Origin of the sequence: Clostridium formicaceticum (assembly GCF_001854185.1) — a bacterium.
Lineage (GTDB): Bacteria > Bacillota > Clostridia > Peptostreptococcales > Natronincolaceae > Andreesenella > Andreesenella formicacetica.
Genome location: NZ_CP017603.1, coordinates 2,284,401 through 2,298,258, shown reverse-complemented (window position 1 = coordinate 2,298,258; position 13,858 = coordinate 2,284,401). Strand labels below are relative to the sequence as shown.

The 13,858-nt window shown below is 36.8% G+C and carries 4 protein-coding genes; 2 read left to right on the top strand and 2 right to left on the bottom strand.

The window, feature by feature from the left end; genetic code table 11:
- Complete coding sequence (locus BJL90_RS10310; RefSeq protein ID WP_081561945.1) at positions 1-8,679, bottom strand: beta-ketoacyl synthase N-terminal-like domain-containing protein; 8,679 nt, start codon at positions 8,677-8,679, stop codon at positions 1-3.
- A gap of 132 nt (positions 8,680-8,811) precedes the next feature.
- Here BJL90_RS10310 and istA point away from each other — a divergent pair, with 132 nt between their 5' ends.
- A complete protein-coding gene (gene istA, locus BJL90_RS10305; protein WP_070963420.1) occupies positions 8,812-10,395 on the top strand; it encodes an IS21 family transposase in 1,584 nt (527 codons plus the stop codon).
- On the top strand, positions 10,392-11,153 hold the full coding sequence (gene istB / locus BJL90_RS10300; protein ID WP_070963417.1) for an IS21-like element helper ATPase IstB: 762 nt from the start codon (positions 10,392-10,394) through the stop codon (positions 11,151-11,153). The genes istA and istB overlap by 4 nt, the downstream gene beginning before the upstream one ends.
- A gap of 25 nt (positions 11,154-11,178) precedes the next feature.
- Here the strand turns inward: istB and BJL90_RS10295 are convergent, their stop codons facing one another.
- Positions 11,179-13,857 carry an amino acid adenylation domain-containing protein gene (locus BJL90_RS10295; protein WP_070967472.1) on the bottom strand — a complete coding sequence of 893 codons (2,679 nt, stop codon included), beginning with the start codon at positions 13,855-13,857 and terminating at the stop codon, positions 11,179-11,181.
- Position 13,858: the final 1 nt, after the last annotated feature.

Genomic DNA, 13,858 nt, shown 5'->3' with positions numbered 1-13,858 from the left:
TTATCTCTCCTCCACTATTTTTTGTTTCCACATACTAGTTACTTTATCCGATGGATGCTGAAGTTCATTAGCCGAAGGGCCTTGTATCCAGTTATCATGACTCTTAGACACATCTCTGTTATTCTGACTCGTCTGTGGAGATGAATTTAATACCTCAGTATAGCGAAGATCATATTGATTCAACTTCGGAGGCGGTATGGGCTGTCGTATAGCTGAAGATGATTCTCTCTCTTCCCAAGCTTCTAAAATCACATGAACATTTGTACCTCCATCAGCAAAACAATTTATCCCAGCAATCCGGGGAGTATTTGTCCATTTGGTAAGCTTACGACAAAAATAAAAGGGAGAAGACTCTATATTATAATGCGTCATAGGCTGTTCTCCTGATAAAAATGGAACAAATTGTTTGTTTTGCAGCATCAATACAACTTTAATAAAACTTGCAATACCTTCGGCACATAATGGGTGTCCAATATTGGGTTTTATCGACCCTAATCCCAGTACAGATGTATTAGAGGACCGATAAATAGATTGGATTACCTTAAGTTCAAGTAAATCAGTTACCTCAGAACCCGAACCATTCACTTCAATATAGCTAATCTCTTCATTTTTCTTGCCACTTCTGGCTAAAGCTGTTTGCAAAACTTCTTTTTGAGCATGCAAATTGGGAGTGGCTGGACCTGCAGTTCGCCCATCATTATTGACGGCTAACGCTTTAACTACAGCATAAATATGGTCTCCATCTTCCAGTGCCTGATCTACTGTTTTTAATAAAACCATACCAACACCTTCACCTAAAATGACTCCATCAGCACGTTGATCAAAAATATGAAAGAATGTTTCCTGGCTTAAAATTTTTCGTTGTTGAAATATACGATGGGCTTCATCTGTATTTAAGAGACTCACACCTCCAACGATGGCAGATTCAATTTCTCCATCTTTTAAGGCTTGAATCGCCATATTCATACCTACTAATGCTGAGGAACATGCAGTATCCACAACAATACTGGGGCCTCGAAGGTCAAAAAATTGAGAGATATTTGCCGCCAAATAGTTTTGTCCAACAGCCACAATAGGATTTTGTGTTTGTTGAATACTGGATTCACCGGGACGATGCTGACTTCGACCGCCAATGTAAACCCCTACTGGTTTTCCCTTTATTTCTTGATGCGAATATCCGGCATGGTACCATAGTTTCAGACTTTCTTCCAGTAGCACCAAGGCTTGTGGATCCATTGCTTTAGCATCGTTTTCTGGAATTAAAAAAAATTTTGGATCAAATTGTGTAATGTTGTTGATCAACCCAGCATTAAAATTATTCGAATATCCCCAGCGCTCCTGAGGCACGGAACCAATCGCCGATCGTCCTTCCGATAGTAAGTGCCAGTATTCTTCTAAATTATTTGCTCCCGGAAAACGGCAAGAAAGTCCGATCACTGCAATATCTGATGACTTAGAGCTCTTATAAACATGAGACTTACTTTTCAATCCTCCGTTCTCTATAGAAATCGAAGATATATGAAGCGATGTATCTTGAGTTCGAGAGCTATATTGTTCCGAAATCATGGTATCCAAGGTTTGAGATAAAGAAGAAGCATAATTATTAGTAAGCCATGTTGCCAATGATTCAATAGTTGAATGTTCATATAAAATAGAAGGATCTAAATTGTATGACAATAATTGATTAATTGAGTGCAATATTTGAGCCATCAAAATAGAATCCATACCATAGTCTTGAAATGCCGTATCTATCTCCAACTTTGAGGTATCTATCTTTAGTTCTTGAGAAAACAAATCAATTAACCACATTTGAGTTGCAATCAAAAGGCTATCGGAAGTTCTTGATAGTTCCGTAGCAACAGGGGGTAGAGTCTGAATATTCGTTGAAAAACTTTCTTGTATTCTACGTTGTATTAATTGATGAGGATTCCATAAGTTTGGATTAACTACTGCCGGCAGAACTACTGGTCCTATCTTCCTAAATAGAATCTGATCCAATAGCTGTAAACCTTCTACATTCATAAGACTCAGCAAACCCGTTTGTTGATAAGCCTTGGTTTTAACTTCTCCCATTCCCGTTTCTTTCCAATTGGGCCATTGAATGCTGACGACTGGAAAGTCATGAATGTTTGCTTCAGCAACATAATCCATATAAGCATTGGCCATAGCATAATCACTTTGTCCTGAAGCTAAAGAGGGAATAATTGCTGATACCGATGAAAATAAGACAAAAAACTGTAAAGCCTCATTTTTAAAGCTTTGATACAATATATCAAGTCCGGCAACCTTGGGATCCAACACCTGTTGAATTCCACTGACAGACTTCCGAATAAATGCAGGATTTTTCATATCACTGATTCCTGCACAATGAATAATTCCTCCAATAGGCCCCATAGTATTTTTGATCTCTTGTAGGCTCTGTTGTATAGCATACTCATCCGTCAATGAAACAGACAACACTTGCACTTGTACGCCCTGAGCTTCTAGGGCTTGGATATTTCGAATTTTTTGAGCAATAGAAGTATTCTGCGGTTTATAAAAATCCCACTGTTCCCGAGGCGGCATTGTCTCCCGTCCCGTGAGCACTAGACGCCTGACACCATGGTTTGTTACAAAGTGTCGGGCACATAAATACCCTATGCCCCGCGTTCCACCTGTAATCCACAGCACATGTTCGTCAGGGAATACTAAAGTCTCATCACTCGCATCACATTTTTGAAATTCTTCAAGATAAGCCCGATAACGCTTTCCATCCCGGTAACAAATTTCTGTGTCCTCACAATCCATAAAGAATTCAGAAACAATCTGCTGAGCCAACGTCTTATCATCGGTAAACGGCTCCGCATCCATATGCCGTGAACGCAGATGCCCATATTCACTTTGCAACATTCGATACAATCCAACACGAGAGGCTCCGGATAGATTGACAGTAGTATTCTGATAAGACTCAAGGCCTTTCGACACACAAAGCATCATCAAATCTTCTCTATGTCCATACTCAATCAGTTGCTTAAGCCATCCAATCCAGTTCAATAATTCATTTTTTTCCTTACCACAACCAATCAAATCCACACATCCATCATAATTTTTCCAATTATGTTCCAATTGTCGAGGTTGTAATTCAAGATCATGGATATTTAGTATTTGATTATTTGGAAAATATTTAGAAAGCTGAATTGCCAATTCCATAGTTTCTTGTGTTGTTAAGATGGCAACAGTCCTATTCAAAATTTTAGTTGAAGTAGCAAAACAGAGCTCCCATTGTTTTTGTAGAAAACACATTATCCTCTGTTCAGAGTGATCTTCATAGACAGCAGAAGCCATGGCCGAACTCGCTATACTGTCTTCATTAGTTTCCACATCAAATAACCAATGACGTTCTTTAGCAAAAGGATAGGTAGGTAAGCTAATACGTCGAAGCTTGCTATCACTGTATAACTTGTTCCAATCGATAATGAGGCCCTTGGCCCAAAGGTCAAGAAGTTTCGCATACTTTCCTTTGGTAATCCATACATCAATTATTTTTATCATATCTTCATCTTCAGCAAAAACAGCCAGAGTCTCTTTATTGCGTTTGACATGTCCTCGGTACAGATCCTCAATACCCTCTTGTCCTTCCACAAAACTCTTTAGTTTTTCTTCAAGTTCTTTGATTGAGCTCGCAAGTATCGCCAAACGCTCTTCCATGGCTTCCCGTCCTATCTGAAGGGTATAAGCCATATCAGCTAAATCGCCATCTGTGAATTGCTGCTCTTGAATCGCTGCCAACAATTGTTGTGCCTGTTCTTGGAGACGATCCTCATTCTTGGCGGACAGCACGATAAAGGCTGGATTTTGAGGCGTGATTGTAATCAAATGCCGTTCCAAGTTTTCGGGGATATATTCCTGAATCACCACATGGGCATTTGATCCTCCTGCACCAAAAGATGAAATGCCAGCAATCCTCGGATACTCTTTAATTTTTCCATTTTCTTCAATCACCGGACGTTTCCATTCCCCAAGTTCTTGTTGCACCACAAAAGGCGTATTACTGAAATCTATGTTTGGATTAAGTACCTCAGAATGCAAGGAAGGTACCAATTGGCGATGCTTCAGTTGCAGCAATATTTTTGTCACACCCGCAATCCCTGCCGCACTTTCACAATGACCGATGTTGGACTTAACCGATCCGATAGCACAGAACTGTCTGTCTTTTGTATCTTTTTCAAAGGCTCGTGTCAATCCTGCAGTTTCAATGGGATCCCCCAACGCTGTCCCAGTACCGTGGGCTTCTAGGTAACTGATAGTTCTTGGATCAATTTCTGCTTTTCTCCATGCATCTAATACTAAGTTGCATTGTTCTATAGGATTTGGAACCATATAACCATTTGTTTTCCCTCCATGATTGATTGAAGTACCTTTAATGACCCCATAAATATGATCACCATCTTCTACAGCCCTTTGTAAGGGTTTTAATAAAATAGCACCTATTCCTTCCCCTGGTACAAATCCATCTCCTCCTTCTCCAAAGCTTCGACAACGACCATCAGTTGAAGACATAGAAAGACGAGCTTGTATGATATATTTATTTGGACTTAATGAAATATTGACGCCTCCAGCTATTGCAGCTTCACATTCTCCTCGTTTAATACTTTCCGCTGCTAAGTGGATAGCCGTTAACGAAGAAGAGCATAGTGTATCAACTGCCATGCTTGGTCCATGAAAATCAAATAGGTAAGAGACCCTGTTTGCAATTAAACCGTAGTATGAAGAAGCAATTGACACTTTATCAGTACCTAACAATTGATATTCTCCGTTCATAACTCCCACGAAGACACCAACTTTCCCATCAAAAGTTTCCTTCAAAGAGTCACGAGTATAACCAGCATCCTCAAATACATGCCAAGCAGTTTCTAAAAACAAACGTTCTTGAGGATCTATTGTTATAGCTTCTCTAGGCGAAATATTGAAAAAAAGAGGATCAAATTTGTCTACATCATCTATAAATCCCCCCCATTTACAGTATGTTTTTCCAGGTGTATGTTTGTTAGGGTCATAATACTTTTGATGATCCCATCTTTCTACTGGTATTTCAGTAACACAATTAATACCATTTTTTAGATTTTCCCAATATTCTTCAAGTGTTTTTGCTTTTGGATACTTTCCACTTAATCCGATAATAGCTATATCAAATTCTCTGCTAGCCACCTGTTTAAAGTTATAGGAACATGAGTGGGTCTTTTCCAATTTTGGTGTAACCATCATTTCAAAACCATCATTTAATGGTATATTTACTAACGCTTCAGAATGATCTAACACCGTCTTTGATTTTTCTTCATGATTTTGTAAAAAATATTTAGCTAGTTCATAAATCGTTTGGTATTCAAAAAATAGGGTCTTTGGTAAATCTCCAAAATTCTTTTCGAGATTAGTATTTAGCAAATTAATCATCAATGAGTTTATTCCATACTTTTCTAGAGCAGCTTTTGCATTAATTCGTGACACTGGAATCCCCGACACTTCTGAAAAGGTTGTTTTTAAGTAATTTTCTATTTTAGTTAATAGGATATTGTCACTAAGCGTATCATCTTTTAGATCCACATTAGGAGTTGTCAAAGACATATTTTTAAAAACTTTTTCATTTGTTGAAACCGCTTTTTCCCTAAAATCCCCCAAATATTCTGTGACCCAATGTTTCTCCTTTGCAAATGGGTAGTTAGGAAGAGGAATTCTTCTTTGATTACCATCATTAAGAATATCCCAATCAATTGAAGCTCCCTGAATCCATTGTTCAGCAATGATAAACAAATCATTTCTATCCACTTTTACTTTCAACGCATCTCCTGAAAAGACACTGCCCCTATAAAGACCAGTAATCTTCTCATTATCTCTTAAAAACATTTCCAGCTTTTCTATCAAACTCTGAATATTATCTACAACAACTGCAAGCCTTTCATCCATTTCAACGCGCCCCTGCTGAAGTGTATATCCTATATCAGCTATATTAACCGATACGACTTCGTTCCCAGTCAAAAAATCATGTAGTCTCAATACCTGTTGATTCAGCTGCTCTTTAGTAGCAGCTGAAATAGGGATCAAGGTCAGTTTTGAGTTATCCTTCTGCTTGTTTTTCTCACGAAGATATTCTTCAATTATTACATGCCCACTAGTACCAGTTGCTCCAAAAGCATTAATCAATGCACGAAGAGGTTTGTACATCTTGTCTTCAGCTATACCATTTTTTTTACTTTGATTAGTCCAAGGTTTTAGCCTATCTATTATTTCAAATTCTTGAAGTTTAACCAATGGGTTTATAGGCTTGAAATTTATTGTCGGTGCAAGCTGTCTATGCTTCATCTGCAATAAAACTTTTGCTATTTGAGACATAGCAGAAGCAGATTCGAGATGCCCAATATTGGCTTTAACAGAACCTATAAAGCAAGGAGACAAAGTATCATAATAATCTTTAAACACCTTTCTTATTGCATCAATTTCTGATGCATCTGCAATACTAGCTCCAGCCGCTGCTAACTCAATGTAATTTATGGATTCCGCAGATACCCCCGCATTTTCAAGTGCCATTTTGATAGATTCTGCCTGCATTGTTGAGCTCGGCGCACCAAATCGTGTTGTCCTTCCACTGTGACCGATAGCAGTACCCTTAATGATGCCATGAATATAATCCTTATCTCTTTCAGCATCTTCAACTGATTTAATCAAAATTGCACCGACACCTTCCCCACCTAACCAACCTGTAGCTTGTGCTGCCAACGGCCGACATACACCATCTTTTGACAATAAGTCAAGACTTGTTAATAAGTCTTGATGATAAGGATGAGTAAACAGATTAACTCCACCCACAAGTGCAGCATCACATTCTCCTCTTTTTATACTTTCGCAAGCAAAATGAATAGCAGTCATTGCTGATGAGCATGAAGTATTAAATGCAATACTAGGTCCACTAAAATTGAAAAAATAAGATATTCTGTTGGCTATTGATGAGTGCAAAGCTGTTGCTTGTGTTATCTGAATACCATCATATGAATAGGAACTTTGGTTTTGGTAGTCGCTCCACATAGCTCCTACAAATACACCGATTTTACCAGAGGAGTGAATTAGGTTTTTTGCAGTGTAACCGGAATTCTCAAGACATTCCCATACCACCTCAGCAAACAAACGCTCTTGAGGGTCCATAGTCCGAGCTTCTGAAGGTGCAATGTTGAAAAGCAGGCTGTCGAAACAATCGATATCATCTAAAAAACCGCCTCGAACTGAGGATGTCTGCCGACTGATGACATCTGGCCAATTCCGCATCCACAATTTCTTCCTACTATCAGATAATTCACTGATGCTATTTTTGCCATCTTGTATATTTTCCCAATATTCTTCTAAATTTTCAGCTCCAGGATATCTCCCACTTATACCTACAATAGCGATATCATGTTGTAACGCTGATCTTTTTTTCTTTAAGGGAACAGGTTTCCTAAACTTTTCCTCTGATTCCTTTTTATCTTTTTTACCTCTGCCGACTTCAAGAAATTCCCGGTCTTCAGGAAGCTCTTGTTCAAAACTGCCACAAAGGAAACTATGAAGTAGTACTTCCTCGTTACCAAGCTTAAAATCTGATCGAATTCTGTCAAAGTCCAGACCACCAATAGGGCAGACTCCAATATCAAATTCAGCTTGCTTATCCATCACCAACTGCCCTATGTAACCTGACTCTAACAAGGCATAGAACAAACTTTCATCTTTATAAATTGGTTTCATGGTATTCATTTGACCTACTAAAAAAAGACAAAATCCTGCCTTCTGAAAATACTTTCGATTAAAAGGTGTATAACTAGGTTTAATACTTTTAGATAGTTCCGACGTGACAAGAACTAACTCATGTTCCACAGGATGATAACAATAAATTCCTTCAGCTAGCCCTTCGACACTGTTTTCTTTAATATAGAGATAAGCTTTAACCCCATAGGTCTCGGATGCTGATGTATATAAGTAAAAAGGTTTTCCTTCAATATTTGTTTGTTTTAATAGTGCCAGAAATTTACTGAATTTTTCAAAAGGAATAGTTTTATTTATAAAATCTCTTTTGGTGGATCTCAGTAGATAATCACTTTCCTGAAAATTATGATTATTTAAGGGTATTGCCAATGCTCTCTTTGAAAAACGTCTTATGTTAGGCTGTTTTGCATGGAAATCTTCATGTTCTTCCTTACTTAAATGTTTCATATTCTTCATAGATTTTTTCCAATCGAAATCTATGAACGAAGCAAAGGTTTTATCATTGCTATAATTATCAATATGCTTTGTTATGCTCTTATCGGCTTTTTGTAAATAGTTCATGATTCCGTTATCTAATTTAATCTTATTATGAGTGTCAGTATAATTAGCTGGAACTCCAACTAGCATACAATGGATGAATCTATGGTTTTCATCTAATTCAAAAAAATCACTTATTCTATCGAAATCAATGCCTCCTACAGGGCATAACCCCAAATTGAATTCCGCCTGTCTGTTTAGCAATAATTGCCCCATATATCCAGCATCCAATGTTACTAAACTAGAACTTAATAGTTGATAGATTGGTTTAATTGAGTCAAGTTGAGCAATAAAAAACACGCCAAAACCAGCATTGTCAAAAACATTATGATCATATTCGAAAAAAATACTCCTATCTATTACTGCATGGTCATTCATAAGATATAATGTATGTTCAATAGGATGATAGTATGTTTATGATAATCTAAAAATACCCTAATAGAATAGTTGAAAATTCCCCTAGAGGAAATATAAAATAACCCTATGATACTTCATAGGGGGGCTAAGGGGATGATCAGTTTAGTGGAAAAACAAGAAATAATTCTATCACATTTCAGGGAGGGAAAGTCCCAGTGGGAGATTCATAGGAGAACTGGAATTGATAGAAAAACCATAAGAAAATATATTAGGGAGTATGAAAAGAAAAAAAGAGATTTACTCAACTCTCAGGAGGAAGATAAGGAACTAATAACAGATATTATCTCAGCACCAAAGTATGATAGCAGCAATAGGATTAGAAGAAAGCTAACAGATGAGATAATAGAGAGGATTCACTTTTTCCTCAAGGAAAATGAGATAAAGAAAGCTACAGGAAGGAGTAAACAACAGAAGAAAAAGATTGATATTTATGAAGCTCTAATTGAAGAAGGTTATGATATAAGCTATCCAACAGTATGTACCTACATCAGGGAGAATTGTAAGCAAACCAAAGAAGCCTACATAAGACAAGAGTATCATCTAGGGGAAATATGTGAATTTGATTGGGGTTATGTGAATCTTATCATAGATGGCAAGCCTAAGACTCTGCAAATGGCAGCCTTCACCAGTGCTAAAGGCAACTATCGTTATGCTAGGTTGTATCATAACCAAAGGATGGAGCACTTTCTAGATGTCCATGTGAAGTTTTTTAACCAAATTGAAGGGGTTTATCAAACAGTAGTTTATGACAATATGAAGGTAGCTGTAAAAAGGTTTGTCAGTAAAACAGAAAAGGAACCTACAGAAGATCTTTTGAAGTTATCCTTGTATTACGGGTTTAGATATAGATTTTGCAATACCTGTAGCGGCAATGAAAAAGGTCATGTGGAAAGAAGTATCGAGTACATAAGGAGAAAGGTTTTTGGCAAAAGAGATACCTTTAAAAACCTTGATGAAGCCAATGAATATCTTCAAGAAGTATTAGTTAAACTGAATAACCGCATAACAGAGTACAACGATGGTAAAAGTCCTAGAGATGTCCTTGAGGAAGAGAAACCATATCTTCTTGAATTAATGCCTAGTTATGATACCGCTAGAACGGCAGAGCTTAGAGTCAATAAATATTCTGTCATAAGCATTGATGAAAACAAATACTCTGTTCCCGATGATCTAGTAGGTAAGTTCGTCTTTGTAAAAATATATCCAGAAACAATCTTTGTCTACCATCAAAATAAGCTCATAGCTCAGCATAACAGAAACTATGGTGTTCACACTTGGAATATTAAGATAGAGCATTACATAAAAACCATAAAAAAGAAGCCTGGGTCACTTCATTCCAGCACAGCCATGCGACAAATGAACCCCACGCTTCAAACCATATACAATAAATATTATACCGAAAATCCTAAGGATTTCATAGACCTTCTTGAATTAATTGGTCAAAAAGGATTAGAAAAAGTTGAGAATATCATTAAAGATTTGGAAAAGCTCAGTCCCATAGGAGTTAATACAGAGAAGATAAAAATGCTTTGTAACAGAAATGAAGACGAAGGAAAAGTCATTAATCGCGAAAGGACTACTCAAATAGAAGAACAATCTAAATTAATATTAAGCCATTATGGTAATCTTCTTAAAGGTTCCTGTGTAGCCTTTAAGAAGGAGGCGAAAATCATATGAACCATAAAGACATCTATGAAAAAATAGCATTGTTTTCTAAAGAACTTAAGCTGCCATATATTCTAAGGCATTTTAAAGAAGAACTTACCGAAGCCAATAAAGACTCTAAAACCTATGACACTTTCCTTTACGATCTTTTAGAAAAAGAATATGACCTTAGAAAAGACAATGGGAGGAAGAGCAGGATTAGAAGTGCAAGATTTCCATATAAAAAATACCTTGAAGATTTAATCATAGAAGATTTGCCAGAAGATGCAAGAAATAAAGTGAAGGTGTTTTCAACCCTTGAATTTATTGAAACGGGTCAAAATATTATCCTTGCAGGTAACCCAGGCACGGGGAAGACCCATATGGCTATTGGTTTGGGCATAAAAGCCTGTAATGTAGGCTATAAAGTCCTATTCACTACCATTCCCCTATTGGTGAATGAATTAAAGGAAAGTAGGTCAGAAAAAAACCTTCGTGCCTTTGAAAAAAGGTTTGAAAAGTATGATTTAATCATAGCCGATGAATTAGGATATATCTCCTTTGATAAGGAGGCTTCCGAGCTACTTTTCACATACTTATCTTTGAGAGCGGGTAGAAAATCAACCATTATCACAACCAATCTTTCCTTTGAAAGGTGGGATGAAATATTTAAAGATCCAGTTATGACAGCAGCTATGATAGATAGATTAACCCATAAATCTTATATAGTAAATATGAATGGTAATTCTTACAGATTAAAAGAAACCAAACGATGGCTTGAGGAACAATAATTTTTTTACTCCCCTAGGGGAAATTTCAATTAGTATATAGAGGAATTTTGGATTGACAAATACAATAGTAATAAATGCCTCTATTTATCCCTTCTATTGCATGATCTTTTATGTATATATACGTCTGAATTGCATTTAATCCACCAGCACTTGGATAAAGATATCTTGCTTCCTCATTAATAGTTGCTTGCTTCAATAGTGATAAAAACCTGCTAAACAAATCGAATGATATCTCTTTTTTAGTATAATTTCTTACAATAGCTCCTTTTGTATATGAGGACTCTTTAAAACTAACTTTGTTAAGTTTAATTACAGTTCCTGCATCGGCTGTGTGACTGTAGGTCTCTATCTGTTTTGCGCTAGTTTGTAAGTCATATTGATTATCTTGGGTTTTGCTGGTATCGTTATCAATCATATCTCTATTGATTGATTTATTGTCTACTGTTGTTTTTCTTGTGGTTAACTGATCTATATTAAATACTAAATTAGCATTATAATCTATACTTTTATCCTCAATTCTTAGTTCATCACCTTTATCTTCAAGTTCACTATACACATAGTCAACTACGTTCTTGATAGTCGGATCACTTAAAAACACTTCTATAGGGATTGAAATACCATATTGTTCTTGTACCTTTTCAACCATTTGAACCATGGTTAAAGAAGTGGCTCCTAAATCAAACAAGTCATCCTCAAATGTCAGTCCAGTAGTATCTAAGACCCTTTCAAAATACTCTATCAGTTCATTAGAGATATTTGCGGGAACACTTGTTGCTGATTTGTTTTTTAAATTATCACTATAATCTATACTTTTATCCTCAATTCTTAGTTCATCACCTTTATCTTCGAGTTCACTATACACATAATCAACTACATTCTTGATAGTCGGATCACTTAAAAACACTTCTATAGGGATTGAAATACCATATTGTTCTTGTACCTTTTCAACCATTTGAACCATGGTTAAAGAAGTAGCTCCTAAATCAAACAAGTCATCCTCAAATGTCAGTCCAGTAGTATCTAAGACCCTTTCAAAATATTCTATCAGTTCATTAGAGATATTTGTGCGAACCCTTGTTTCTGATTTAATTTTGTTGATTCTTTCACCTTCCCAAACTCTCTCTTTGACAGGCCATGGTAATACTTTGCGATCTAATTTACCATGCTGTGTAACAGGAAGGGAATCCAATGGCACGATAATATTGGGCACCATATAACTAGGTAATTTGCTTTTTACAAATTCCCGTATCTCTTTCGAGGCAGGAAGTTTGCCATCTACGATAATATAAGCTACTAGTTTTGGATCTCCACTCTCTTCATCTTTTACCAGTACAACTGCTTCTTCAATTGACTCATGATCCTTAAGTACCATTTCTATTTCTCCCAGCTCAATTCGATTTCCTCGTAATTTAACTTGAAAATCTATTCGCCCAAGATACTCAATATTTCCATCTGGTAAATATCTTGCTTTATCTCCAGTCTTATACAACTTTGCGCCAACTTCAGTACTATAGGGATTATCGATAAATTTTTCCGCAGTCAATTCTGGTCGATTAAGATATCCCTTAGCCAAACCAATACCACCAATGTGCAATTCTCCTTCATGACCAATGGGAACTTGCTTCAGTTCAGCATCTAAAATATATATCTGAATATTTGAGATTGGCCTACCAATTGGAACTTTTTTATCCCTCCGCTCTTCACACTCCCAGTAAGTCACGTCTACTGCTGCTTCCGTTGGACCATATAAATTATGAAGCTTTGCCGTCAGCTTTTTCTTAAAATCTATCATCAAGTCATAAGAAAGAGCTTCCCCGCTAGTAAAAACCTGACGCAATGTATGACATTTACTAACGCTAGGATTACTAACAAAATGTCTGAACATTGATGGCACGAAGTGACAGGTTGTAATATTTTCTTTGTTAATTATGTCTACTAGATAGTTGCTATCCTTATGCCCTTCAGGTTTTGCCATCACAAGACATGCACCTGATAGTAATGGCCAAAAAAATTCCCATACCGACACATCAAATGTAAAAGGTGTTTTTTGTAACACCTTGTCTTGGCTAGTTAGCTGGTATTTATCCTGCATCCAGAGTAATCGATTGCATATTGCTTTATGTGGCAACATACAACCTTTGGGTTTCCCAGTAGAACCAGAGGTATAAATTACATACGCTATGTTTTCGGGGCTCGTTACCCTTTCAAGATTGCTGCCAGATTCTTTGGAAAGATAATCCCACTCGCTATCTAGACAAAACTTTGTACCTACAAACCCTCTAATGAGGTTATTATATCTTTCCTGAGTAAAAACTATTGAAACCCCAGCATCCTCCAGCATAAACATTAGTCGTTCATCAGGGTAAATGGGATCTAAAGGTAAGTAGGCGCCACCAGCCTTTATAATTCCTAAAAGAGCTACTACCATTTCAATAGATCTCTCCATTAAGACCCCTACGATACTATTAGCCCCTATACCCACACTTCTTAAATATCGCGCACATCGGTTAGAAGCCTCGTTCAGTTCAGTAAAGCTAATCTGCTTATCTTTAAAACGGACAGCAGAATTATTAGGATTTTGACTGACCTGCTCTTCGATTAGCTCATGCAAGCATTTATTTAAAGGATATTCTTTATAAGTATTATTCCACCTCATTAGTGTTTCATCTTCTTCAGTCTTTGATAAAAACACGCCATCTTCCATA

Bases quoted from the DNA above. Each gene is read 5' to 3' on its own strand.
- BJL90_RS10310 (WP_081561945.1), bottom strand. From the start codon at position 8,679: ATGAATGACCATGCAGTAATAGATAGGAGTATTTTTTTCGAATATGAT.
- istA (WP_070963420.1), top strand. From the start codon at position 8,812: ATGATCAGTTTAGTGGAAAAACAAGAAATAATTCTATCACATTTCAGG.
- istB (WP_070963417.1), top strand. From the start codon at position 10,392: ATGAACCATAAAGACATCTATGAAAAAATAGCATTGTTTTCTAAAGAA.
- BJL90_RS10295 (WP_070967472.1), bottom strand. From the start codon at position 13,857: ATGGAAGATGGCGTGTTTTTATCAAAGACTGAAGAAGATGAAACACTA.